Annotated in this window: 23 protein-coding genes; 5 read left to right on the top strand and 18 right to left on the bottom strand. The window is 60.8% G+C overall.

The window, feature by feature from the left end; genetic code table 11:
* Nucleotides 1-400: 400 nt before the first annotated feature.
* The gene (locus ACR3YK_RS10815) at nucleotides 401-1,057 is read left to right on the top strand and encodes a trimeric intracellular cation channel family protein (RefSeq protein WP_486174881.1); all 657 of its coding nucleotides are present in this window, start codon (nucleotides 401-403) and stop codon (nucleotides 1,055-1,057) included.
* Nucleotides 1,058-1,165: 108 nt separating this feature from the next.
* Here ACR3YK_RS10815 and leuA read toward each other — a convergent pair whose 3' ends face one another.
* The 9 genes from leuA to hrcA form a co-directional block, all read right to left on the bottom strand.
* Nucleotides 1,166-2,944, bottom strand: a complete 1,779-nt coding sequence (gene leuA, locus ACR3YK_RS10810; RefSeq protein ID WP_486174880.1) for a 2-isopropylmalate synthase — start codon at nucleotides 2,942-2,944, stop codon at nucleotides 1,166-1,168.
* Between the two features lie 219 nt (nucleotides 2,945-3,163).
* Nucleotides 3,164-4,063, bottom strand: a complete 900-nt coding sequence (gene era, locus ACR3YK_RS10805) for a GTPase Era (RefSeq protein WP_486174879.1) — start codon at nucleotides 4,061-4,063, stop codon at nucleotides 3,164-3,166.
* A complete protein-coding gene (locus tag ACR3YK_RS10800) occupies nucleotides 4,060-5,370 on the bottom strand; it encodes a hemolysin family protein (RefSeq protein WP_486174878.1) in 1,311 nt (436 codons plus the stop codon). Before ACR3YK_RS10800 ends, era begins: the two co-directional genes overlap by 4 nt.
* 6 nt (nucleotides 5,371-5,376) lie before the next feature.
* Nucleotides 5,377-5,838 (bottom strand): rRNA maturation RNase YbeY, encoded by a 462-nt coding sequence (ybeY, locus tag ACR3YK_RS10795; protein WP_486174877.1) that lies wholly within the window; start codon nucleotides 5,836-5,838, stop codon nucleotides 5,377-5,379.
* A gap of 1 nt (nucleotide 5,839) precedes the next feature.
* The gene (locus tag ACR3YK_RS10790; protein WP_486174876.1) at nucleotides 5,840-6,889 is read right to left on the bottom strand and encodes a PhoH family protein; all 1,050 of its coding nucleotides are present in this window, start codon (nucleotides 6,887-6,889) and stop codon (nucleotides 5,840-5,842) included.
* Nucleotides 6,879-7,229 carry a histidine triad nucleotide-binding protein gene (locus tag ACR3YK_RS10785; RefSeq protein ID WP_486174875.1) on the bottom strand — a complete coding sequence of 117 codons (351 nt, stop codon included), beginning with the start codon at nucleotides 7,227-7,229 and terminating at the stop codon, nucleotides 6,879-6,881. The genes ACR3YK_RS10790 and ACR3YK_RS10785 overlap by 11 nt, the downstream gene beginning before the upstream one ends.
* Nucleotides 7,230-7,246: 17 nt before the next feature.
* On the bottom strand, nucleotides 7,247-7,978 hold the full coding sequence (locus tag ACR3YK_RS10780; protein ID WP_486174874.1) for a 16S rRNA (uracil(1498)-N(3))-methyltransferase: 732 nt from the start codon (nucleotides 7,976-7,978) through the stop codon (nucleotides 7,247-7,249).
* Between the two features lie 6 nt (nucleotides 7,979-7,984).
* Nucleotides 7,985-9,085, bottom strand: a complete 1,101-nt coding sequence (gene dnaJ, locus ACR3YK_RS10775) for a molecular chaperone DnaJ (protein ID WP_486174873.1) — start codon at nucleotides 9,083-9,085, stop codon at nucleotides 7,985-7,987.
* 23 nt (nucleotides 9,086-9,108) lie between these two features.
* A complete protein-coding gene (gene hrcA, locus ACR3YK_RS10770) occupies nucleotides 9,109-10,131 on the bottom strand; it encodes a heat-inducible transcriptional repressor HrcA (protein ID WP_486174872.1) in 1,023 nt (340 codons plus the stop codon).
* A gap of 211 nt (nucleotides 10,132-10,342) precedes the next feature.
* Between hrcA and ACR3YK_RS10765 the strand changes: the two genes are divergently transcribed.
* Nucleotides 10,343-10,711 (top strand): DUF4870 domain-containing protein, encoded by a 369-nt coding sequence (locus ACR3YK_RS10765; protein WP_486174871.1) that lies wholly within the window; start codon nucleotides 10,343-10,345, stop codon nucleotides 10,709-10,711.
* 91 nt (nucleotides 10,712-10,802) lie between these two features.
* Nucleotides 10,803-11,177 carry a DUF4870 domain-containing protein gene (locus tag ACR3YK_RS10760; protein ID WP_486174870.1) on the top strand — a complete coding sequence of 125 codons (375 nt, stop codon included), beginning with the start codon at nucleotides 10,803-10,805 and terminating at the stop codon, nucleotides 11,175-11,177.
* Nucleotides 11,178-11,209: 32 nt separating this feature from the next.
* Here the strand turns inward: ACR3YK_RS10760 and hemW are convergent, their stop codons facing one another.
* A complete protein-coding gene (gene hemW / locus ACR3YK_RS10755) occupies nucleotides 11,210-12,460 on the bottom strand; it encodes a radical SAM family heme chaperone HemW (protein WP_486174869.1) in 1,251 nt (416 codons plus the stop codon).
* 104 nt (nucleotides 12,461-12,564) lie between these two features.
* On the opposite strand from hemW, the gene ACR3YK_RS10750 reads away from it, so the two are divergent.
* Nucleotides 12,565-13,236 (top strand): HAD family hydrolase, encoded by a 672-nt coding sequence (locus tag ACR3YK_RS10750; RefSeq protein WP_486176406.1) that lies wholly within the window; start codon nucleotides 12,565-12,567, stop codon nucleotides 13,234-13,236.
* A gap of 44 nt (nucleotides 13,237-13,280) precedes the next feature.
* Here ACR3YK_RS10750 and ACR3YK_RS10745 read toward each other — a convergent pair whose 3' ends face one another.
* The 4 genes from ACR3YK_RS10745 to ACR3YK_RS10730 form a co-directional block, all read right to left on the bottom strand.
* Nucleotides 13,281-13,877 carry a DUF1990 domain-containing protein gene (locus ACR3YK_RS10745; protein ID WP_486174868.1) on the bottom strand — a complete coding sequence of 199 codons (597 nt, stop codon included), beginning with the start codon at nucleotides 13,875-13,877 and terminating at the stop codon, nucleotides 13,281-13,283.
* Nucleotides 13,878-13,881: 4 nt separating this feature from the next.
* Nucleotides 13,882-15,750 carry a translation elongation factor 4 gene (gene lepA, locus ACR3YK_RS10740; protein ID WP_486174867.1) on the bottom strand — a complete coding sequence of 623 codons (1,869 nt, stop codon included), beginning with the start codon at nucleotides 15,748-15,750 and terminating at the stop codon, nucleotides 13,882-13,884.
* 109 nt (nucleotides 15,751-15,859) lie between these two features.
* Nucleotides 15,860-16,366, bottom strand: coding sequence for a DUF4190 domain-containing protein (locus ACR3YK_RS10735; protein WP_486174866.1), 507 nt, complete (start codon nucleotides 16,364-16,366; stop codon nucleotides 15,860-15,862).
* A 128-nt stretch (nucleotides 16,367-16,494) separates the two neighbouring features.
* A complete protein-coding gene (locus tag ACR3YK_RS10730; protein WP_486174865.1) occupies nucleotides 16,495-16,626 on the bottom strand; it encodes a hypothetical protein in 132 nt (43 codons plus the stop codon).
* 148 nt (nucleotides 16,627-16,774) lie between these two features.
* On the opposite strand from ACR3YK_RS10730, the gene rpsT reads away from it, so the two are divergent.
* Nucleotides 16,775-17,035 carry a 30S ribosomal protein S20 gene (rpsT, locus tag ACR3YK_RS10725; RefSeq protein WP_486174864.1) on the top strand — a complete coding sequence of 87 codons (261 nt, stop codon included), beginning with the start codon at nucleotides 16,775-16,777 and terminating at the stop codon, nucleotides 17,033-17,035.
* A 162-nt stretch (nucleotides 17,036-17,197) separates the two neighbouring features.
* Here the strand turns inward: rpsT and holA are convergent, their stop codons facing one another.
* From holA to leuS, 4 genes are all read right to left on the bottom strand, one after another.
* Nucleotides 17,198-18,226, bottom strand: coding sequence for a DNA polymerase III subunit delta (gene holA / locus ACR3YK_RS10720; RefSeq protein ID WP_486174863.1), 1,029 nt, complete (start codon nucleotides 18,224-18,226; stop codon nucleotides 17,198-17,200).
* Between the two features lie 31 nt (nucleotides 18,227-18,257).
* Nucleotides 18,258-20,633 carry a ComEC/Rec2 family competence protein gene (locus ACR3YK_RS10715; RefSeq protein ID WP_486174862.1) on the bottom strand — a complete coding sequence of 792 codons (2,376 nt, stop codon included), beginning with the start codon at nucleotides 20,631-20,633 and terminating at the stop codon, nucleotides 18,258-18,260.
* Nucleotides 20,630-21,220: a ComEA family DNA-binding protein gene (locus ACR3YK_RS10710; protein ID WP_486174861.1), complete on the bottom strand. Its 591-nt coding sequence runs from the start codon at nucleotides 21,218-21,220 to the stop codon at nucleotides 20,630-20,632. The genes ACR3YK_RS10715 and ACR3YK_RS10710 overlap by 4 nt, the downstream gene beginning before the upstream one ends.
* A gap of 62 nt (nucleotides 21,221-21,282) precedes the next feature.
* Entirely contained in the window at nucleotides 21,283-23,889 is a 2,607-nt protein-coding gene (leuS, locus tag ACR3YK_RS10705) for a leucine--tRNA ligase (RefSeq protein WP_486174860.1), read from the bottom strand.
* Nucleotides 23,890-24,002 lie beyond the last annotated feature (113 nt).

The raw sequence follows: 24,002 nt of genomic DNA, 5'->3' as shown, positions 1-24,002 counted from the left end.
CCTCCGCTTCTCGCGAGTTTGCTGAGCGACGGCCCGCACCACGCACGTTTTGTCGAGCGCCCGCCTGCCCCGCGCTCCCTTTTGACTTCGCTCCTCCCGCACCCCCGCGCTCTAGCCCACAGCCCTAGCCCTAGCCCTAACCCTAACCCTAGCCGCTTCGGAAATTCAGGAAATCCGCACGCCGACAGCGGCGTGAGCCGCAGAGACAGAGGCGCCCGAGCTCAGTCGTGGCGTTTTTCCTGAATTTCCGAAGGGTGGGCCCCACCAGGCAGCGCGGGCACCAATGCGGGCGACACCACGACACCACGACACCACGACACCACGACACCACGACACCACGATCTCAAGCCTGCCCGGAGCACAACTGCGCCGTCCGCGCCGCGCGTGGTACGAATGGTGAGTGAATGAGACTTTCGAGATTCCGCTGTGGGCGGGGCTGTTAGCGGTGGGCGTCGGCGCCATGCAGGGCGCGATGTTCGCCGCTCAATTCCGCGATCGCCGCCTCGACCTCCTCGGTGTCGCCATCATCGGCCTAGCGTCGGGCTTCGGCGGCGGTATCGTGCGCGACGTCGTGCTCTCCGAGGTCCCGGTCGTGCTGACGACCAACTGGTATCTCATCGTGGCCACAGGCGCCGCATTATTCGGGATGCTCCTTGAGCGACTGATCGCCCGGATGGGCCCAGTCATCACAGTGCTCGACGCGCTCACTATCGGACTCTTCGGCGCAATCGGCACGACTAAAGCACTCGCGATGGGTCTTCCTGAGGTGCCAGCAATTTTCGTCGGCGCCATTTCAGGCGTCGGCGGCTCGATCCTGCGCGACATGCTGCTGTCAATGCCGATCGCGCTCATGCACGTAGGGTCGCTCTATGCCGTCGCCGCTGTGTCCGGCGCCACGAGTCTCGTCATCATGCGCAGCTTCGACGTGCCAGTTCTCCTCGCAGCATCAATTTGTGTCGGCATCACGGTGGGCGTTCGAGTGCTCGCCGTCCTCTTCAACTGGACCTTGCCAGAGCAGCGAACCATTAGTCGCCTGCCCAAGTTTCGCCGGCCGTAACTCGCGCCCGGCCCGCCCCGTCGCCCTCGCCACTGTTCGCCGCCGTTAACGCCGTTAACGATCACATGCCCCACAACTCTCGCTGCGGGGCATGTGTGAAATCGAGTGCTAGCCAGCGACCAGCTCAGATTCAGGAGCGTTCTGCGAGGCGCGCACCCAGCGGTTGACCGCTGACACAATCGCCTTGAGGGATGCCCGCGAAATGTCACCATCGATGCCGACGCCCCACAGGCGTTGACCGTTGATGTCGAGCTCGACGTAGGCGGCGGCCTGGGCATTGCTGCCTTCGCTCATCGTGTGCTCAACGTAGTCATAGAGCTTCACGCCGATACCTTGACCCTGCGCGGACAGCATGCCTAGGAACGCATCGATCGGGCCGTTTCCGATGTGGCTGGCGTCGATCTCAGTGTCATCGACACGCAAGCGTGCTTCGAGGCTGACCTCACCATCGTTGGCGCTCGTCGTGCGAGTAGAAAGCAGCTCGTAGCGACCCCACTTGTGTTCGGCGTGCTCGGCGGATGCTGGCAGGTACTCGTCTTGGAAAGTGGTCCAAATCTGCTCGCTCGAAACTTCGCCGCCCTCGGCATCCGTCTTCGACTGCACGACACCGCTGAATTCGATCTGTAGCTTGCGTGGCAGGTCGAGGCTGTGGTCCGTCTTGAGCAGGTAAGCAACGCCGCCCTTACCGGACTGCGAGTTCACACGCACGACCGCTTCGTAACCGCGGCCAACATCCTTCGGGTCAATCGGGAGGTAAGGAACCGCCCAAACCAGCTCGTTGACGTGCTTACCCTCGCGCTCGGCCTGAGCCGCCATTGACTCGAAACCCTTTTTGATCGCGTCTTGATGTGACCCGCTGAAAGCGGTGTAAACCAAGTCACCAGACCACGGACTCCGCTCGTGTACCTTCAGTTGGTTGCAGTGCTCGGCAGTGCGACGGATCTCGTCCAGATCGCTGAAATCGATCTGCGGGTCAATGCCCTGGGTGAAGAGGTTGAGGCCCAGAGCAACGAGGTCGACGTTTCCGGTGCGCTCACCGTTTCCGAACAGGCAACCTTCGATGCGATCGGCACCGGCCATGTAGCCCAGCTCCGCCGCAGCGATTCCCGTTCCCCGGTCGTTGTGAGGGTGCAACGAAATAATGACGTTCTCACGGTGATTGACGTTGCGCGACATCCACTCGATCGAGTCGGCGTACACGTTGGGGGTGGCCATTTCGACGGTGGCGGGCAGGTTCAGGATGACTTTGCGCTCAGGCGTGGGTTGGAAAACTTCGAGCACCTGGTTGCAGATGTCAACCGCGAACTCGAGCTCGGTGCCGGTGTAGCTTTCTGGCGAGTACTCGTAGTACACGTCGGTCTCCGGCACCATCGCCTCGGAAGCCTTACAGATGCGAGCTCCGTTGAGGGCAATATCGATGATGCCCTGCTTGTCTTTGCGGAACACGACATCGCGCTGTAGCACGCTCGTGGAGTTGTAGAGGTGAACGATCGCTTGCTTAGCACCCTTGATCGATTCGTAGGTGCGCACGATGAGTTCTTCGCGAGCCTGCGTGAGCACCTGAATGGTAACGTCATCCGGAATTGCGTTCGTTTCGATGAGCGAGCGAACAAAGTCGAAGTCAGTCTGGCTGGCCGAGGGGAACCCCACCTCGATTTCCTTGTAGCCCATCTTCACAAGCAGATCGAACATGATCCGTTTGCGTTCGGGACTCATCGGGTCGATCAGCGCTTGGTTGCCATCGCGCAAGTCAACGGCACACCAGCGGGGCGCCTCGGTAATGCGCTTCGAAGGCCACGTGCGGTCCGGGAGATCGACAGAAATGATCTCGTGAAATGGACGGTACTTATGAACCGGCATCGATGATGCGGACTGATTGTTCTTCATTTGGTGCTCCTGTTGTTCTCAAGGCTTTGTGAGCCACTCGCCACGAATCTGGTCAGCCAATGACAAACCCCGCGACGAGTGAGGCCTGGATTAGGACTCGTCGCGGCAGCTAAGGAGGAGCAGACCGAAGAACACAATTTCACCCTAGCACTGCGGGCGCCGCCTCGCAGGACTGGTTCTCCAACTGTTGCCGCGCTGCCGCGACGCGGCGATCAGAAACTAGAACCCGAGACGGCCCATTTGCTTCGCGTCGCGCTGCCATTCTTTCGCGACCTTGACACGCAGCGAGAGAAAAACCTGCTTTCCGACGAGCTTCTCGATTTCAGCACGTGCACGAGCGCCGACGTCTTGCAATCGCTCGCCACCCTTGCCGATAATGATGCCCTTCTGGCTGTCACGTTCGACAAAGATGTTGGCGAAAACCTCAAGTAGGTTTTTGTCATCTCGTTCGATCATGTCATCGACAGTGACCGCGATGGAGTGCGGAAGCTCATCCATAACGCCCTCAAGCGCAGCCTCACGAATAAGTTCTGCCACCCGCGATTCCGTCGACTCATCGGTAACAGCGTCATCCGGGTAAAGCGCAGGCGAGACCGGCATGAGCTTGACAAGTTCGGTCGAGAGAATGTCGAGCTGGATGTCGTCAAACGACGAGATCGGAATGATTTCGTCCCAATCGCGCAGTTCTGCCACAGCCTTGAGCTGCTCTGCGACTCCGGGGCGCGAGGAAGCATCGATCTTCGTCACGATGGCGACCTTCTTGGCTCGCGGGAAAGCATCCAATTGCTCGTTGATATAGCGGTCGCCAGGCCCGATCTTCTCATTCGCCGGAACGCACAGCCCGATAACGTCAACCTCGCCGAGAGTGTCTTGAACGATTGAGTTCAGGCGCTCCCCCAACAGGGTGCGTGGGCGGTGCATCCCCGGAGTATCCACAATGATGAGTTGGCCGTCATTACGGTGCACGAGGCCCCGGATGGCGCGGCGCGTGGTTTGAGGCTTAGACGACGTGATCGCGACCTTCTCGCCCACGAGCGCGTTGGTCAGCGTGGACTTGCCCACGTTGGGCCGGCCTACAAAAGTCACGAATCCTGCTCTGAATTCACTGGTGTCGGTCACTGTGATTCACCGTTCTCTCGTTCATTCGTGCGTGAGTCGTGCTGACTAGTGCCGGAGGGGTCGACCGACACCAGTACAGTGCTGATGCGTTTGCGACGGCCCTCGGTACGTTCGGCCGTGAGAACGAGGCCTGAGTAGTGCGCGACTGCGCCACTTTCGGGCAGTCGTCCTAGGGTCTTCATGATGAGGCCACCGACGGAGTCGACCTCGTCATCGTCGAGCTCGAGACCGAATAGGTCACCCAGTTCGTCGATCGGGAGGCGAGCGCTCACACGGAACGAGCCATCCGCCAACTCTTCGAACTCGGCTACTTCACGATCGTATTCATCGGATATATCTCCGACGAGTTCTTCGATAAGGTCTTCAAGCGAGACTAGTCCGGCGATGCCGCCGTATTCATCGACAACCATCGCCAAGTGGTTCGATTCGAGCTGCATCTGGCGAAGTAAGCTGTCGGCGCGCTGCGATTCCGGCACAAAGAGTGCGGGGCGAGCGAGCGCTTGGGTGGTGAGTTTGTCTGCTTCGGCCGGCTGCTCGTAGACGACTCGCGCGATGTCACGCAGGTACAGCACGCCCATCACTTGGTCGATGTCCTCGCCAATTACGGGCACCCGGGAAACTCCGCGGCTCAAGAAGAGTCCCATCGCTGCGCTGGCCGTGACATCGGCCTCCACCGTCACCATGTCGGTGCGCGGGATCATCACTTCTCGCACCACTGTGCTGTTGAAGTCGAAGATGGAGTGGATGAGGTCCCGGTCATCTTGATCGAGAACTTCGTGCTCGGTCGCTTCATCCACCATGCTGAGCAGTTGCTCTTCGCTTGAGAAGGTCGCCGTGCGCGGGCGGCCTGGAGTGACGCGGTTGCCGACCGCGACGAGCGCGTCCGCGATCGGGCCGAGGATGACGCGGATGCCGCGAACGAACCGAGCCGAGAGCTGCAACACCTTGCGAGAGTGGGCGCGCCCGACGCTGCGGGGACTCGACCCGACGAGCACGAACGACGCGCCGGTCATGATGAGGGCGCTGAACAGCAGCACAAGCCACCACTGCTCAAAGACGGAGGCGAAGACGAGCGTAACGAGCACGGCCGCGGTTGTCTCCACGACGATTCGCATGAAGTTGAGCGCATTGATGTGAGCGCCGGTGTCGTGCGAAATCGCCAGGATGGACTTCTGGGCGCGGCTACGTCCGGCCAGTTCGACGAGATCGCTTCGGCTCAACACCGTTAGCGCGGAGTCTGCGGCCGCAAGTAAACCGCCGAGCGACACCAGCAGGATCGCGACGGTAATGAAGATACCGATCAGCATGACGAGCTACTTGCTTCGTTCTGCTTGAGCAAACTGCGCCAAGATTTCACGCTGAAGGCCGAACATCTCTTTTTCTTCCTCGGGCTCCGCATGGTCAAAGCCCAGCAGGTGCAGCAGCCCGTGAGTGGTCAGCAGCAGCATCTCTTCTAGCGGACTGTGGCCGGCGGTCTCAGCTTGGGAGATCGCCACTTGTGGACACACCACGATATCGCCGAGCAAGCCGGCGGGCGTTTGACGTTCTTCAGTCCCGGGGCGCAGTTCATCCATGGGAAAACTCAAGACGTCTGTGGGGCCCGGTTCGTCCATCCATTGCACGTGCAGCTGCTCCATGGCGGCCTCGTCGACAAAGACAATGCCCAGTTCGGCGTCTGGATGCACGTGTAGCTGGTCCAAAGCAAATGTGCAGAGACGCTGGAAAGCATGCTCGTCTACCTCGACGGCCGATTCGTTGTTGATTTCGATCGACACGTTAGCGCCCCTCGTGATTGCGGCTGCGCTTGGGCGGCCGGTTGTTGCGGTTGTAATCGTCACGCTGTTTCTTGGCGTCGTAGGTCGTGTAAGCGTCGACGATCTGGCCGACAAGAGTGTGGCGAACAACGTCGGCGCTCGACAGCTCCGCAAAGTGAATGTCGTCGATGTCTCGCAGCACCTTCGAGACTAGCTTGAGCCCGCTCGCTCCCTCGGGAAGGTCGACCTGAGTGATGTCGCCCGTAACGACCATCTGAGAGTCGAAACCGAGGCGCGTCAGAAACATCTTCATTTGCTCGGGAGTGGTGTTTTGAGCTTCGTCGAGAACCACGAACGAGTTGTTGAGCGTGCGACCACGCATGTACGCGAGCGGCGCGACCTCGACGGTGCCCGCGGCGAGTAGCTTCGGCACGAGTTCTGGATCCATCATGTCGTTCAGAGCGTCGTAGAGCGGACGCAGGTACGGATCGATCTTGTCGGTGAGCGAGCCCGGCAGGAACCCAAGACGCTCCCCCGCTTCGATCGCCGGACGGCTCAGGATGATCCGGTCGACTTCTTTGCGTTGAAGAGCCTGCACGGCTTTCGCCATCGCGAGATAGGTCTTTCCGGTACCGGCCGGTCCTATACCAAACACGATGGTGTTGTTATCCATTGCGTCAACGTATTGCGCCTGACCCAGGGTCTTGGGTCGAATGGCCTTGCCGCGCGCCGTGAGGATGGTCTGGCCGAGCAACTGTTGGGGGCTACCCTGGTTGCCGCGGATAATTTTTGCCGAGGCATCGACTTCTATCTCGCCGAGGTCGTGGCCGCCGCGCACCATCGTGATGAGTTCATCGACGAGTCGTCGGGCTGCCTCAACCGATGACGCATCGCCCGTGAGGGTGATTTCGTTACCGCGAACGTGCATTTCCACGTTGGGAAATTTGCTTTCGACGACCTTGAGAAGTCGATCGTGAGGGCCAAGAAGTCGCACCATGGCGACACCGTCTACTTCAATCGAGACGCTCTCGCGCTCTATCGAACCTGCGGACTCGGAGTCACTAGTGGCCAAGGGTGCCTTCCTCGAGGTTTCCGCCGAGCACATGAGCGTGCACGTGGAAAACAGTTTGACCAGCGTTTTCGCCAGTGTTAAAGATCAGTCTGTACTGCCCGCCTGCATGTTCGTCGGCAAGCGATTGGGCGACCGCGACAAGTTCAGCCAGTAGCGCCGGGTTGCCTGCGGCAAGCTCCGTAACGTTGGCGAACTCTTCGGTTTTAGGCACAACGAGCAAGTGCACGGGTGCTTGAGGCGCGATGTCGCGAAACGCGATTACCGCGTCTGACTCGAAGACGATATCCGCGGGAATCTCGCGAGCGATGATCTTGGTGAAGATCGATGGGGAATCAGACATGTCTCTAGCCTAAACCTCTAGCTCCAACGGCCAAGTTTGACGTTCAACGCTGCCATGGCCGCCGGGCCCGCAGTCGACGTGCGTAACACTTCACTGCCCAGTCGAATCGTGGATGCTCCCGCCGCCGTCAAGAGCTCGAGCTCGTGATCTGCCACCCCGCCCTCCGGACCCACCACGAGCAGGATGTCTCGGTCGTCGACTTTGACTTCGGCCAACGTTTCCGTTGCCGTGGGCTCGAGCACGAGCATCCGCGTCGTGGAAGCAAAAGTTGCCAATTGCTTCGTGCTCACGAGATCAAGGACGTCGGGGATCCAGCTGCGCAGCGACTGCTTGCTCGCTTCACGAACGATTGCTGCCCAGCGATCGCGGCCCTTGGCAACTTTCGCGCCTTGCCAGCGCGAAATACTGCGCGCCGCAGACCACGGGATGACGCCGTCGACACCGAGTTCAGTGGCGACCTGCACTGCGAGCTCGTCACGATCAGCTTTGGCGAGCGCCTGCGCCAGAAAAACTGCCGGGGTGCGCCGAGGAGACCGGCGAACATCCGCTACTTCGATGGTGAGCTCGGTGTGTTCGGCCGTGACGATCGGACCGGAAACGACCAAACCAGCACCGTTACCGATCGCGATAGTCTCGCCCACTTTGAGGCGTGACACCGTCACCGCATGCCGTGCCTCAGCGTTGCTCAGGGAAACGGAAGCGCCGACGCCAACGTTGTCGAGCTCCTCATCGAAATAAAGATGTGCCATGAGCTATTAGAGAAAGCGATCACGAAGCTTCGCAAAAAGCCCCTGTTGAAACTCAGCAAAATGCGGTTGCTTGCTCTTGCGCACAGCCGCGAGCTGCTTAATGAGTGTCTGCTCGGCGCCGCTGAGCTTGGTGGGAGTGACGACTTGGATGCCCAGCCGCACATCTCCGCGGCCATTACCTCGCAGACTCGTAATGCCTCGATCGCGAATGGTGAGAACCTCGCCGCTCTGCGTACCGGGCTTGATGGTGACATCGATTTCTCCGTCGAGGCCGTCGAGCTTGACCGTGGTGCCCAGAATCGCATCGATCATTTCGACCTCGACCGTGGCCAGAAGATCGTCATCGGCACGACTGAAGATGTCGTGGTGGCGAACCTTAATCTCGAGGAACAGGTCTCCATTGGGGCCACCGGCGGGACCAACCTCACCCTGACCGGGCATCTGCAGACGCAGCCCCGTCTCAACACCGGCTGGGATGTCGACCGAGAGAGTGCGTTGCGCACGAACGCGCCCCTGGCCGGCACACGTAGCGCAGGGGTTGACGATGATGTTGCCGTAACCGCGACAGGTGCCACAGGGGCTCGACGTCATGACGTTGCCGAGAAGGCTTCGTACCTGACGCTGGATCTGGCCGGTGCCTTGACAAATATCGCACCGCACGGGTGAAGTGCCAGGAGCCGCGCAGCTGCCCTCACACGTCTCGCACAGCTCGGCCGTGTTGACCTCAATGTCGCGCGTAACGCCGAACATGGTGTCTTTGAGGCTGACCTCAACGCGAAGCAATGCGTCTTGACCGCGCTCTCGACGGGATCGCGGGCCGGCGGTCTGACCGCCGCCCCCACCGCCGAAGAACGTCTCGAAGATGTCGCCGAAACCGAAGTTGGCGCCGCCGCCGAAGCCGCCGCTGCCGCCCATGTCGTATTGCTGACGCTGTTGCGGATCGCTCAGCACGTCGTACGCATGCGTAACTGTTTTGAAGCGCTCCGACGCATCCGCACTGGGGTTGACGTCGGGATGCAATTCCCGCGCAAGCTTGCGGTAGGCCTTCTTAATTTCCTCCGGGCTTGCTTCGCGCGCAACGCCGAGGGCTTCGTAGTGATCTGCCAAAGTTCCGATCGCTCCTTACGAGCTCAGTTGTCTTCCAAAAGCCGCGACAGGTATCGCGCCACTGCGCGAACCGCCGCCATGTTGTTCGAATAGTCCATGCGCGTGGGGCCAAGCACGCCCAAGCGCGAAACACCGCCGCCGGAGGAGGAGTACCCTCCCGTGACGACCGAAGTTTCTTCTAAACCAAATTCTGCGTTTTCTCGCCCAATGCGAGTTGAAACTGATCCATTTGCCACTTCCATCTCCCCGAAGAGGCGCAACAACGTTACTTGCTCTTCTATTGCCTCAAGAACAGGAAAAATGCTGCCAGTGAAATCTTGCTCAGTGCGAGCGAGGTTTGCGGTACCAGCGAGAACGAGCTTGTCAGCGCGATTAGCAAGAACCTGCTCGATCAAGCTTGTAGCGATTTGGCCAACAAAAGCCTGACGCACGGGGGGAAAAATTTCTGCGAAGCTGGCGAGTTGCTCGGCAGCGTCGGGGAGAGACTGCCCGGTAAGTGCGGAGTTCAGCTTGGCGCGAACCTCACCCAAGAATGACTCATCCAGCGGTTCGGAGACGTCGAGGAGCCGTTGTTCTACGCGACCGGAGTCGGTGATGAAAACCGTCATGATTCGCGTGGCGTGCAACGGAACGAGTTCGACATGCCGCACGCGAGCCGTCGCGAGCGAGGGATACTGCACAAGCGCCACGCTGTTTGTCAGTTGCGAGAGCAAGCGAACCGAACGTGCGAGGACATCGTCTAAATCGTCTGCTTGACCGAGGAACGATTCAATGGCTTGGCGTTGCGCGCTCGTCAAAGGGCGCAAATCGGCCAATTGGTCGACGAACATGCGATAGCCCTTGTCGGTCGGCACCCGCCCCGATGACGTGTGAGGTGCCGTAATGAGCTCTTCGTCTTCAAGCAAAACCATGTCGTTTCGAATTGTCGCTGCCGACACCCCGAAGGAATGCCGCTCAACAATTGACTTAGATCCGACAGGCTCGCGCGTAGCAACGTAGTCCTGGACGATGACTCGAAGCACGTCAAGTCCGCGGGCGGAAACCATGCCACCACCCACCTCTCTCGATTGGCACTCAATCCGTTCGACTGCCAATCTTACTCGACACACCACGAGACAGCCGTTGCACCGCGCGAGTCATAGCGCTAGCGTGTCTGTGTACTTGGGCGCTACCTTTTTGAGGAAATGCTCAGGTGTAACACCGAGCACTTTGATGAAACCCGGGAAGTTCCCTCGTTCACCTGAAAGGCACGAACACATGACTGACGCAAATCCGCAGCCCGCAGCACCGCAGCCGGCAGCTCAACTGACCGAGGCTGAGGACAAGCAGTGGGCATCATTCGCTCACCTTGGTGGAATCATCGGATTCCTCCCCGCGCTTATTATCTGGTTGGTATTCAAAGACCGCGGCGCCTTCACTAACACTGAAGCAAAGGAAGCCCTGAACTTCCAGATCACCATCGCGATCGCCTACGTGATCTCGAACATTTTGGTCGCCGTTGTTATCGGCGCAATCTTGCTCCCGATCGTATTCATTGTTTCGCTGATCTTCTCGATCATCGGCTTCACGAAAGCCAAGGACGGCGCGAACTACCGTTACCCGTTCGCTCTGCGCCTCATCAAGTAAGTCTGCTTATCGGCTAGGCCGATAGCGAGTAGCCTCGGGAGCTTCTGCTCTCGAGGCTACTTTTTTGTCCAAGTAGGGCTTTAATGGAGGCATGTCAGATTCAACGCCTCCCCCCGCCTCGCCGTACGCGCCGATCCAACCGATGAGTCCGAGCGACGAGAAGCTCTGGGCAACGCTGATCCACGTCGGTGGAATCTTCTTCTGGTTTGTTCCTGCCCTCATCGGCTACCTCGTGTTGAAAGACCGCGGGCCTTTCGTGCGCGCTCACACAAAAACGGCGCTTAACTTCCAGATCACGATGGGAATCGGCTATGTCGCTGGAATGATTCTCAGCGTCATCTTCATCGGCCTGTTGCTCGTGATTGGCGTGGGAATCGTCATCCTCATCTTCAGCATCATTGCCGCCGTCGCCGCTAACAACGGTCAGGCGTACAAATACCCGTTGACCATCGAGTTCATCAAGTAACTCGACCTTTCGCGTTCGCGCGAACTTTCGCTCTACACGGGGGCGTCTGCTAGCAATCGCCGCACGACGGCATCCGCGAGCAGGCGCCCTTTCAGCGTGAGGGTGAGGGTTCCCTTAAACGCCGCGGGAGCATCCACCAGTTCATCGGCAATCAGCCCGGCGACTGCTGTGCGGCCTTCAGCATCGAGAGTTGCCGTTTTCAGACCGTCACGCACTCGTGCCCGAAGAAGCACGTGCTCCAAATACTTACTCGAGTCGGCGAGTGTCTCACGCCCGGCTCCCGGTGAGTGCCCGGCAGCGATCCGGTCGGCATAGGCGGCCGGATGCTTGACGTTCCACCAGCGAACGCCTCCGACGTGACTGTGAGCCCCTGGGCCAACACCCCACCAGTCATTACCTAGCCAGTAGCCAAGATTATGACGGCTTGCGTGGCTGATGGCAGGGTCTTCGTCGCGCTTCGCCCAGTTGCTGACCTCGTACCAGTCGTAGCCCGCCGCTGCGAGCTTCTTATCAGCCAGCTCATACATGTCTGCCTGCAGATCGTCATCCACTGGAACAACATCGCCGCGCTTAATCTGCGCCGCCAGCTTCGTACCGGTCTCGATAATGAGCGCGTACGCCGAGATATGGTCGGGGTTCTGCGCGATGGCGTGATCGAGCGAGCGCTCCCAATCGGCCAATGACTCCCCCGGCGTGCCGTAGATCAGGTCCACACTGACGTCGAGCTCAACCTCGCGCGCCCACTTCACCACATGCGGAACCTTTTCGGGGTCGTGAGTGCGCTCCAGCGTGGCGAGAACGTGCGGCACCGCCGACTGCATACCGAAAGACACGCGAGTGAATCCAGCCTCTTTGAGGGCGAGAAGGTAATCGCGGTCGACAGAATCAGGGTTCGCCTCAGTAGTGACTTCGACGTCATCCGTGAAACCCCACGTGTCACGCGCTGCGGCGAGCATGCGTGTGAGGTCGGTGACGGGAAGAAGCGTGGGCGTACCGCCGCCGAAGAAAACCGTTGATGCCTTGCGGGGCGCGACACCAGCATTCGCGAGCACGGTGGCTGCCTGCGTGATCTCTGCGATCGCCTCGTCGGCGTAATCCGCACGCTTAGCTCCGCGCAGTTCTTCACCCGTGTACGTGTTGAAATCACAGTAGCCACAGCGCACGCGACAGAACGGAACGTGAATGTACACGCTCCAGTCACGGTCCTGGGAGCCCACAGCAACACTGGCAGGCAATGCGCCGTCAAGAGGGGCAGGATCAGCAATCGGCAACGCACCTGGCACGAACTAATCCCCTTAACAACCGGTGAAGAAAACGTGCCCATTGTTGTAGCGACGGGCACTGGTCAATTGTCGCACCTCTTGCGTGGGAGCATTGATGGGTGACTATGCACATCCTCTGGGACATCGACGGAACGCTCATCCACAACTCCAAAGACGGCGCTGCTATCTATCTCGAGGCCTTCACCCACGTGACGGGCACAGAGCCGCAGAAGTTCATCACGAACCCGCACGGGCAGACCGAAGGTCAAATTCTTACCGCCCTGCTCGAGCTCAACGGCCACCCTGCGACCATGCTCGACGACGTGCTGGCCGAGTTGGATGCCCGTACCCAGAAACTGCTCGAGACGGGCTACGTTCGCACAGCAGTTGTCGGCGGCCCCGACGCCTTGCGAGACGCTGGCGGTCGAGGTTGGACCAACGCGCTGCTCACCGGAAACGGCCCGCAGCATTCGCGCGTAAAGCTAACCGCCGCAGGCTACGCCGAAGACGACTTCAACTGGACCAACTCGTTCTTTGGAGACCACTCTCCTGACCGTCACCACCTGACAGCCCTCGTCGCTCCCGTTCTGGGTGAGCAGCCCAGCGTGATCATCGGCGACACCCCGAACGATGGTCTAGCTGCCGATTCGGCCCGCATCCCGTTTATCGCGGTCGCGACCGGCGCCTACACCGTTGCTGAGCTGCGCGACACAAGCGCTCTCGTCGTTGTCGAGGACCTAGTCGCCGGTCGCGACGATGTACTTGGCACGATCGCCGAGCTCGCTCAGCGCGGTTAGGTACAGCCCCAGACGCCATCGCGCTCCGGCGCGCAGTTAGGCAGCTACTTCTGAGCAGGAATCGCTCCGGCGAGAGCGCGAAGGTAACGCCCGACCACGATGTACTGGAACACGCGCAGCGCAGGAGACACCAGCATCCACTTGAACGATGCTGGGCGCGAAAACGATCGCACGGTCATCCACACGGAATTGTCCTCGCGACGCTCCACCATGAAGGATTCCTCGCCCCGCAGCGGATGACCTTCGAGTGTGCCATACGCAAAGCCGGCAACAGCCGGGTCATCAACGACATACACGACGCGCACGGGCTCGTGGGCCGTGAACCGTCCGCTGCGGATGGAAAGCACGATCGTGTCGCCGGGGCGCACGTGCGGATGATCGGCGCTATCAGTCGAGAGATCATGGTTCTCGCCGTGAGGGTCACGGGAAAGAAGCGTCACCCCGAATCCACTGCGTCGCTTGACGCCCCAGGTCAGAATCTGCTCGCGCGCAAATGCCCAGCGCGCTTCACCGTGACCGATTCGAGCACTGCGCTGCACGCGACGAAATCCGGCAGGTGGCAGCACAGTGAACGTGCTTCCGCGCGTAGCACCGACCGCCCCGTACGTAACGGGGGCATTCGGGTAGGTGCGCGCATCCATCGGCCTACTTCTTATCTTTCCCAGCTTCGACCTCACCCGAAAGTGCAGCGATGAATGCAGATTGCGGAACTTCAACTCTGCCTACCATCTTCATACGCTTCTTGCCCTCCTTCTGCTTCTCGAGGAGCTTGCGCTTACGGCTGATGTCACCGCCATAGCACTTAGCAAGAACGTCTTTACGCATAGCACGAATCGACTCACGCGCAATGATGCGAGCACCAATGGCAGCCTGAATCGGCACTTCAAACTGCTGGCGCGGGATGAGGGTCTTGAGACGCTCGGTCATGAGCACACCGTAGGCGTAGGCCTTGTCGCGGTGCACGATGGCGCTGAACGCGTCGACCGCTTCACCCTGTAGCAGGATGTCGACCTTGACGAGGTCTGCCTCTTGGTCACCGCTGGGTTCATAGTCGAGGCTCGCATAGCCCTGAGTGCGGCTCTTGAGGTGATCGAAGAAGTCGAACACGATCTCACCGAGCGGCATCGTGTAGTGCAGCTCGACGCGGTCAGTACCGACGTATTCCATGCCCTGCATAGTGCCGCGGCGCGATTGGCAGAGCTCCATAACTGTTCCCACGAAGTCTTTCGGGGTCAGAATGGATGCCTTCACCATCGGCTCCGTCACGCTGGCGATCTTGCCGCCGGGGAACTCGCTTGGGTTGGTGACAGTCGTGAGCTTCTTGTCGTCGCCCATGACTTCGTAGATAACCGAGGGGGCGGTGGCGATCATGTCGAGGTTGAACTCGCGCTCGAGTCGCTCGCGCACGATCTCTAAGTGCAGCAGACCCAAGAAGCCACAGCGGAAGCCGAAGCCTAGAGCCACGGATGTTTCGGGCTCGTAGACCAGGGCAGCATCCGACAGCTTGAGCTTGTCGAGCGCCTCGCGCAGTACTGGATAGTCGGAGCCGTCGATCGGGTACAAACCCGAGAAGACCATGGGCTTCGGTTCGGAGTAGCCCTTGAGCGGGGTCTCCGCAGGCTTAGCGTGACTCGTCACAGTGTCGCCCACCTTGCTGAGGCGCACATCTTTCACGCCGGTGATGAGATAACCCACTTCACCGACCCCCAGCCCCTTCGTTGGACTCGGTTCGGGCGAACTCACCCCAATTTCGAGCAGTTCATGAGCCGACTTAGTCGACATCATCATGACCTTCTCGCGAGGCGAGAGCTGGCCGTCGACCATACGCACATAGGTAATAACGCCGCGGTAGGCGTCGTAGACAGAGTCAAAAATCATAGCGCGGGCCGGAGCATCCGCGTTACCGACCGGAGCTGGGATGAGGCGAGTGGCCTCGTCAAGAAGTTCCGGGACACCCATGCCGGTCTTGCCCGATACTCGAAGAACTGATGCGGGATCGCAACCGATAAGGCCCGCGATTTCTTCGGCGTACTTGTCGGGGTCTGCCGCCGGCAGGTCGATCTTATTCAGCACGGGGATGATCGTGAGGTCGTTCTCCATTGCCAAATACAGGTTGGCGAGAGTCTGAGCCTCGATGCCCTGCGCGGCGTCCACGAGAAGAATTGCGCCCTCGCACGCCGCCAGCGACCGTGAGACCTCATAAGTGAAGTCGACGTGGCCGGGAGTGTCGATCATGTTCAGCGCGTAGGCCTGTTCCTTACCGTTCTCATCGGTAAGCGACCACGGCATCCGCACGGCCTGGCTCTTGATGGTGATGCCGCGCTCACGCTCGATATCCATACGGTCGAGGTACTGCGCCCGCATATCGCGGTCGCTAACAACCCCCGTGACCGACAGCATGCGGTCAGCGAGGGTGGACTTGCCATGATCGATATGCGCAATGATGCAAAAGTTGCGGATAAACGCAGGATCGGTCGAAGCAGGCTCAAGTGTGTAAGAGGCGCGAGGAGACATCCGCCCAATTCTCCCATGAAGCGAGCGTTCCTGCGCGCACCCGCCCATACGACAGGCCAAAAGCCTAGAAGGGGCGGATGCGCGGCTCGCCTGCGGGTCAGAAAAGCTGTTAGAACGCCGCCGCGAGGAACACGAACGGCAGTACAGCCAACGCTCCGGCGGCAACCACGAGAACCCATCCGAAGGTCGCAACGCAGGCAAGCACGATTCCCCAGATGGAGAAACCGCGACCCGTTGGCTCGTCGCGTAGGCCGAAGACACCGAGAATCACAGCTGCCAACGGCACCACGACGCTCTGAGCGAAGAAGAACGAGGCGATACCCAAACTGAGCGCCAGCACGCTCATAGTGCGGTTTGCCGTGCGCCGTGGCGTGGCGTCATCAGGCAGGTCAGCGCCAGCGGCCGCGGACTCGGATGCGGCGTCGGCGCCGGCGCCGCTCGTCGGAACCGCCGCGTTTACTACCGGAGTCTCGGCAAACGATGCCCGCTCGTCAACAATGCGCGTGTCAGAAAGAAGCGCAGTCGACGTCACACCAGCAGCCGGCATTTCAACCGACGTCGAAGAATCGGCAGTAGAAGAAGGGACAGAAGAAGTTGAAGAGGGTGAAGAGGTCATGGATCCAAAGTAGAAAAATCGCCACGACGCAGGTATCGGGGTAACCCCCGAAAACTCCGGGGGACGCCCCTTCTCAACGCTTGATGGCACTGCGCCAGCGACTTTAACGTGGAAGTCGGGCGTGGCGATCAACGCACCGCACCACGGTCACTAGTCTTGACGTCGCCGATAGACAGCTTCGACAACCGAGCAAAGCCCACAACCCGCACAAACACAGTTTGTTCGGCGCTGGGGTCGCGCAATTGCTCCGCAATTGCCATAGCTCCACCGCGCTGGTAATGTTGCCTGTTGGCTTATGCATATGGTTCTTTGTCGAACAGTATGCGCATCGCGGCCGGGAATCAGAAGATCGATTCTCTTCCACGGCCGCCCACCATCTCTGATCCACAAACAAGAAAGCACATACACGTGGCAAATATTAAGTCGCAGATCAAGCGCATTGGTACCAACAAGAAGGCACAAGACCGCAACCGTGCCGTCAAGAGCCAGGTCAAGACCGCGATCCGCGCAACCCGCGAAGCCATCAAGGCCGGCGACAAAGAGACCGCCATCGAGCGTCTCAAGGCAGCATCCAAGTCGCTCGACAAGGCTGCAGGCAAGGGCGTTCTGCACAAGAACCAGGCAGCAAACCGCAAGTCGGCCATCGCCAAGCAGGTTGCAGCTCTCTAAGGCTCATTAATCGGCACTACGCCGACCATCCACAAGCCCCTCACCGGTCACGGTGAGGGGCTTGTGTCGTTACGCGGCGTCAAACGATGGCGTTGCGGGTGACGGCAGCCAAAAACGGCAGCGATTGCGATGCAACAACAATCGCAACGCTGAGCCCGTGATCTAGCGATTGCCGCGCGCGGCAACCACGGAGATCATGCGTTCCAGCGCAAAGACGGGGTCGCGCCCCAAACCTTTCACTTGGGCATCCGTATCGGCGATGGCCTCAATGGCGGAGCCCAGCCCGGCATCACTCCAGCCGCGCAGGTCTTTCATCGCCCGGTCGGCCTGCCACGGTGCCATGCCGAACGTTTTGGCGGCTTGCCCCGACGACATTGAGCCGCCGGAGAGTTTTGCCATTGTGCGCAGCTTCGCAGCGAAGGCGGCAACGATCGGCACGGGGTCCGCGCCGGAGGCGAGAGCGTGGCGCAAGAGCACCAGCGCCTCGCCGGAGCGTCCGGCGATCGCCGAATCTGCAACCTTGAAGGCGCTGGTTTCGACACGACCGGAGTAGTACCGCGCCACTGTGGCTTCGTTGATCTCTTCCGCATCGTCGGCAAGAAGCTGCTGGCACGCGGCGGCGAGTTCCGCCAGGTCTGCCGAAAACGCAGACACCAGAATTCGTAGCGCACCCGGCGTCACGCGGCGGCGCTGAGCAGCGAACTCATTGGAGGCGAAATCGTACTTCTCAGCATCCTTCTTGAGCTCCAAGCACGTGATTTCTATGCCGCCACCCTTTCCCGCGCGAATAGCGTCGAGCAGTTTCTTGCCGCGCACTCCCCCGGCATGCCGGAGCACGAGGTAGGTGTCTTCTGCGGGTGCTTCGAGATAAGAAAGAGTTTCGGCTATGAATGCATCGGTGCATTTCTCGACGTTAGTGACGCGAATCAGCCGCGGTTCGCTGAAGAGCGACGGGCTTGCAAGACTGATCAGCTCACCCGGGGCGTACTGATCTGCTTCGAGGTCGCTGATTTCGAGGCTGGGGTCTTCGACCTTGAGGGTGTCGCGCAGCATGCGGATAGCGCGGTCGGCAAGAAAGCCTTCCGTGCCGCTGACGAGAACGATGGGCGCGGGGCGCACCTTGTTCCATGCCAATTGCGGGATCGTGACTTTGGACTTCGCCGGCGATCGGGCGGGGGTTCTAGCGGCCACAAGACTCCTCTATTTGAACTGCAAACCCAGCCTAATGCCGGGCGCCCACATCCCTCTCCGACCACACTGAAACGACACCACGCTTGGCGGTGGGCGATACCAGCACGAGGCCGTGCAGGTCGCTGCGAGCCACCGCCGTGCCTATATCGTCGAGCATCGCGAGGGCATCAGCGGTTGGATGCCCGTAGCCGTTGTCTGCGCCGACTCCGATGAGCCCGAGGGTGGCCTGCAGGTCGGCATAGAGGGCCGGGTATTGGTCTCCGGAACCGTGATGGCTGACTTTCACGACATCCACTTGCCTGAGTGTATTGGCCGCAGCGAGACGAGCTTGAGCACTTTCGTCAAGGTCTCCGAGGAATACTGAGCTGAGACAGTGCCTCAGGCAAACGGGGCGCGGCTGAAACTCGACGACGACGCTCGCGTCATTGCCGGGGTCGATGCCCGAGAGCTGGTTCGGCGGCCAGAGCACTCTCCATTGCTGCTCGCCGAACTGGCCGCGGTCCCCCGCGCTTACAGGGTGAACCTGCGCGCCACCCGCTGCGAGGTTGCCCAGTAACGCTTCGTCGCTTGGCGAGCCGGTGGGGCCGACCAGAACTACATCTGCGCGTCCAACAACAGCCTCGGTTCCTCCCACGTGATCGTGATCGAAGTGCGTCAGGATGAGGAGGTCGATGTGGTCGATCGAGAGCCGATCGAGGCAGGCGTTCAGCAGGTCTGGTTCGGCGCCGGTATCAATGAGTGCAACCTCTTCGCCGCTTCGCACTATCACCGCATCGCCCTGGCCAACATCACACTGCGCAAACTGCCAATCTCTTGGCCACGTCAACGCAGCACTGACCGCAGACCCTGCAACGACTGCCAACGCGAGCGTGGAAGCGATAGCGAGAGACATAAGCGCGTACGTGCGCCAGACACCACTGGTCACGAGAGCCGCGAGGAGAAGAACCGTGAGCACGCTGAGCGTGACCACGCCCACCCAGCCTTCCCACCACGGGATACGCGCCCACGGAGCCTCGGCAAAGAAATCAGCAACGGCCGCGACCCAGGCAGAGGGCACCCAAGCGACCCACATCAGTGCCAGCCCGAGGACCGGGATCACTGACAACGCCACGCAGGCCGCGAGCCCGACAACGGTCGCAATCGGCGCTGCCGGTGCGGCCAGCACATTGGCGATGACACCATAGGTCGGCAGTGAGGGCTGCAGGAGCAGCAGCACGGGCTGGCAAGCCAGCTGAGCAGCCAACGGCACGGCGATCACCAGTGACAGGGACCGCGGCATCCACCGCTCCAGAAACTGCGCGAGCGGCTCGGCAAAGAGTAGAAGACCTGCCGTAGCAAACACCGAGAGAACGAACGCGAAATTGCGCGCTAGCCACGGGTCGAAGACGAGGAGGGCGATCGTTGCAAGTGACAGCACCGCCATTCCTCGGATCGGCCTGCCGCTGCCGAGTGCGATCAACACGAACGTTGCCATGAGCGCTGCCCGCAACACGCTGGGGTCGGGAGTGACCACGACTACGAAGGCGAGCAGTACAAGAATGGAGAGGCCGATCCTCACCGCACGCTGGGCCCCGACCCGGCCGCCGAGAGCCATGATTAGCCCGACGACGATCGCGCAGTTGGCGCCAGACACTGCCGTGAGGTGGCTCAATGAGCTGGTCTTCATCGCGGCGTCCAAGTCGTCACTCACGGCGCTGGTATCGCCGATGGCGAGCCCGCCCAGAAGTTCCCCGCCACCGCCCGGCAAGGACGCGGTGGCTGCCGCAAACGTGCGTCTCAGTTGATTTGCCCAGTCGAATTGCCAGCCGGGATCGGCCCGCCATTCCGGCGGGTCAGTAGCGAAGAGCAGCACTGCCCGCCCATCGCCCGGGGCAGTGCTTGCCAAGGTGCCCGTAACCGCGAATGTGACGCCGATCCCCCACGGTTCGTCGTCGGTATTCGAGGGGTCTAGACCAGGCTCCGATTCATCAGGCTCAGCATCGACCGCGCCAAAACCGCCGCGTTCCGTGAAAATCAGAGCGGGCGATTCGAGTTGGATCGATTCGCCGTCAGCCTCGAGAGTGGTGATGGTTGCCTGAAAGAAGTCGGCGCCGTCCTTGACGGCAGAGGTGGTTGTCGCGATGACAGTAACTGTCGTGTGTTTCGCAGCCAGCTCACCCAGCGCTTCGGGTTGACGGGTCTCAGCATGAACAGCGACAGACGTGGAGCACAACGCGGCCAGAGCACATCCCAAGGCCACACTCGCGAGAAAGCGCCGCTTGCTCAGCAGCGCAACCGCGGTGAACGCCCCGGCAGCAAGCCACAGCGCGATGGCGACCGCAGGCGCCCACGCTGGAACCCCGATCACGACGACGGCCACAAGCCACGCAGCCGCCACGGGCAGACTGAGACGCAGGTCGAGATTCATACCGTGACCAGGTCGCGCAACCCGTCGAAGGTAGCGTCTCCGATTCCGGCGACGTTACGGAGGTCGTCGATGCTCGTGAAGCGCCCATTTGCCTCACGCCACGCCAGAATGCGAGCGGCCATCGCTGGCCCGATACGGGGCAGAGTATCGAGGGCTGCGGCATCCGCGGTGTTCAGGTTCACACGTCCATCGGATGTCGTAGCCGCGACTGCCTCGTCGCCAGCTGCGGGTACGGCGAACTGTTCTCCATCGGTCAACACACGCGCGAGGTTGAGTTGGTCACGGTTCGCCTCCCCCGTGAAGCCCCCGGCCGCGGCGATAGCGTCGATTACGCGTGATCCCTCGGCCAGTTCGAAGAGCCCAGGGCGCTCCACTGCCCCGGTGACGTGCACGAAGAGGGACTGCGACTCGACGATGAACGCATCGTCGCCCGTACCCAATTCGCCGCGCGCGATCTCTACGGCAGTGGGGCTTCGTGTGAGTGCGGTCGCGAGCACGGCGCAACCGAGCGCCACAAGCACCACCACGATGACAGCGCCGACGCGCACCCGCAGCCGCGCCTTACGGGCCTGCTCAAACTCTTCCACTCCCACAAACTAAGCGCGCCCCGATTGCTCGGAGCGCGCTCAGTTATAACGTGTGGACTTGCTTAGCCTTCGGAGGGCTGTTGACGAGTCGCGATGTTGACGAGCTTGGGGGCGCGCACGATCACCTTGACGATCTCGCGGTCTCCGACGGTGCGCTTGATCGCTTCGGATGCCATGGCAAGAGCTTCGAGGTCGGCGCCATCAATCTTGGGCGAAACTTCGAGGCGGTCCCGAACCTTGCCATCCACCTGAACAACGGCCGTCACCGACTCCTCAACGAGGAGCGACGGGTCGGCCTTGCGCCAGCCAGCGAGAGCGACAGTTGGTTCGTAGCCGAGCTTCTCCCACATCTCCTCTGCCGTGTGCGGAGCGAACAGGCTCAGGGCGATCGTGATGACTTCAGCTGCTTCACGGACTGCCGCGTCGCCGCCGCCGGCACCGGTGTCGATGGCCTTACGGGTGACGTTGACGAGATCCATGATGCGAGCAACGAGCACGTTGAACTTCAGCGACTCAGCGAGGCCTGGGCCATCAGCGAGGAAGCGGTGGGTGGCGCGGCGCAGCGTGGTGTCGCCCGTCTTCCACTCGATCTCGGGAGCACTCGTGACATCCCGCACTACACGGAACGCACGAGCCAAGAACTTGTGCGACGCCGCAGGCGACACGTCTTCCCAGTTGATGTTCTCCTCGGGCGGGCCAGCGAAGGCCAACGTCAAGCGGAGTGCATCGGCACCGTGCTCGGCAATTTCGCCCGAGAACGTGACGGCCTTGCGGCTGCGCTTCGACATCTTCTTGCCCTCAGAGAGAACCATGCCCTGGTTGAGCAGCGCGCTGAAGGGCTCCGTGAAGCTGACGTACCCGAGGTCGAAGAGCACCTTGGTGATGAAGCGCGAGTAGAGCAAGTGCAGGATCGCGTGCTCGACGCCACCGACGTACTGGTCGACGGGAGCCCACTTCTCGGCCTCAGCCGGGTCGAAGGCCTTGTCGGGATCGTTCGGTGACAGGAAGCGCAAGAAGTACCACGAGCTGTCAACGAAGGTGTCCATCGTGTCGGCGTCGCGCAGGGCAGGGCTGCCATCGCGCGGGTCTTCGACGTTGATCCAGTCTTCGGCGGCCGCGAGGGGCGACTTGCCCTTGGGCTTGAGGTCGAGACCCTCGGTCGACGGCAGCTCAACGGGCAGTTGCTCGAAGGGAACCGGAATCAGTTCGCCATCCGAACCGTGAATAATCGGGATGGGGGTTCCCCAGAAACGCTGACGACTGATCAGCCAGTCACGCAGTCGATACGTCTTTGCGGCGCGGCCAGTGCCGGCAGCTTCGAGCTGTTCCACGATCTTCTTGATCGCGTTGGACTTGCTGAGCCCGTCGAGCGGACCCGAGTTAATCATGCGGCCATCGCCCTGCAACGACTGACCGGTGTCGCGGGGGTTCAGCGGCGGCAGGTCATCCGGCAGAATCGCCATGCCATTTTCGTCGAGTTCCAGAACAGGAATCGCACCGGTGATGGGCGCGTTCGTGTCGAGAACAACACGCACAGGCAGGTCGAACTTGATCGCGAATTCGAGGTCGCGCTGGTCGTGCGCGGGCACAGCCATGACGGCACCGTGGCCGTAGTCGGCCAGTACGTAGTCTGCAGTCCAGATCGGGATGCGCTCCCCCGTGACCGGGTTGATCGCAAAACGGTTCAGCGGGATGCCGGTCTTGGTACGCGTAGCATCTTTGCGCTCGATTTCAGTCTGCTTCTGAGTCTGCTCGAGGTAGCTCGCGAAAGCAGCCTTAGTCTCGTCGTCGGTACCCTCAACGAGTTCAGCGGCGAGGTCTCCGTCGGGGGCGACGACCATGAAGGTGACGCCGTAGAGAGTGTCGGGGCGCGTCGTGAAGACGGTGACCTTCTCGTCACGGCCTTCGATTTCGAAGTCGACATCCGCACCAACCGAACGGCCGATCCAGTTGCGCTGCATCGAAAGCACCTTCGACGGCCATGCGCCCTCAAGCTGGTTCAAGTCGTCGAGCAAGCGGTCGGCGTAGTCGGTGATCTTCAAGTACCACTGCGTGAGCTTCTTCTTGACGACGATCGCGCCCGAACGCTCGGACGTGCCATCGGCCAGAACTTGCTCGTTGGCGAGAACGGTCTGATCTACCGGGTCCCAGTTGACCCAGGAATCCTTGCGGTACGCGAGGCCCTTTTCGTACATCTTGAGGAACAGCCACTGGTTCCACTTGTAGTACTCGGGGTCGCTCGTGTGCAGAACGCGGTCCCAGTCAAAGGAGACACCGTAGAGCTTCATGCTCTTCTTCTGCTGGTCGATGTTGTCGTACGTCCAACCGCGAGGGTCAATGCCGCGCTCGATGGCGGCGTTCTCCGCAGGAAGACCGAAAGAGTCCCAGCCAATGGGGTGAAGAACGTTGAAGCCACGCTGACGCCAGTACCGCGCCGCGATGTCACCAAAGGCGTAGGCCTCGGCGTGCCCCATGTGCAAGTCGCCCGAGGGGTACGGGAACATGTCGAGAATGTACTTGCGCGGGCGCTTGTCTTCGGGGTCGCTCGTCGCGAACGGCTTAAGCTCTTCCCACTTGGCTTGCCACTTAGCGTGAATGGCGGCTACATCGTAGTCCGAGCCACTCTCGCGGTCGTCGTGTGCACCAGCAAAGTTGGGCTGCTCAGTCACGTAAACACTCTCAATTCGTTACAGGGAAGATCTAAGATTACCCAACTCACGGCCGCGCTCGAGGGGGCCAAAAAGTGTCGGGTTATTCCATTGTCTATGAGTTGACGCATCTC

The organism is Salinibacterium sp. 10G20-15 (assembly GCF_057365065.1).
This window is presented reverse-complemented; position numbering and strand designations above follow the sequence as displayed.

Bases quoted from the DNA above. Each gene is read 5' to 3' on its own strand.
- ACR3YK_RS10765 (WP_486174871.1), top strand. From the start codon at position 10,343: ATGACTGACGCAAATCCGCAGCCCGCAGCACCGCAGCCGGCAGCTCAA.
- ACR3YK_RS10745 (WP_486174868.1), bottom strand. From the start codon at position 13,877: ATGGATGCGCGCACCTACCCGAATGCCCCCGTTACGTACGGGGCGGTC.
- ACR3YK_RS10780 (WP_486174874.1), bottom strand. From the start codon at position 7,978: ATGGCACATCTTTATTTCGATGAGGAGCTCGACAACGTTGGCGTCGGC.
- leuA (WP_486174880.1), bottom strand. From the start codon at position 2,944: ATGAAGAACAATCAGTCCGCATCATCGATGCCGGTTCATAAGTACCGT.
- ACR3YK_RS10735 (WP_486174866.1), bottom strand. From the start codon at position 16,366: ATGACCTCTTCACCCTCTTCAACTTCTTCTGTCCCTTCTTCTACTGCC.
- ACR3YK_RS10715 (WP_486174862.1), bottom strand. From the start codon at position 20,633: ATGAATCTCGACCTGCGTCTCAGTCTGCCCGTGGCGGCTGCGTGGCTT.
- ACR3YK_RS10800 (WP_486174878.1), bottom strand. From the start codon at position 5,370: ATGCTGATCGGTATCTTCATTACCGTCGCGATCCTGCTGGTGTCGCTC.
- ACR3YK_RS10730 (WP_486174865.1), bottom strand. From the start codon at position 16,626: ATGGCAATTGCGGAGCAATTGCGCGACCCCAGCGCCGAACAAACTGTG.
- lepA (WP_486174867.1), bottom strand. From the start codon at position 15,750: ATGTCTCCTCGCGCCTCTTACACACTTGAGCCTGCTTCGACCGATCCT.
- ACR3YK_RS10760 (WP_486174870.1), top strand. From the start codon at position 10,803: ATGTCAGATTCAACGCCTCCCCCCGCCTCGCCGTACGCGCCGATCCAA.
- ACR3YK_RS10750 (WP_486176406.1), top strand. From the start codon at position 12,565: ATGCACATCCTCTGGGACATCGACGGAACGCTCATCCACAACTCCAAA.
- ACR3YK_RS10785 (WP_486174875.1), bottom strand. From the start codon at position 7,229: ATGTCTGATTCCCCATCGATCTTCACCAAGATCATCGCTCGCGAGATT.
- hrcA (WP_486174872.1), bottom strand. From the start codon at position 10,131: ATGGTTTCCGCCCGCGGACTTGACGTGCTTCGAGTCATCGTCCAGGAC.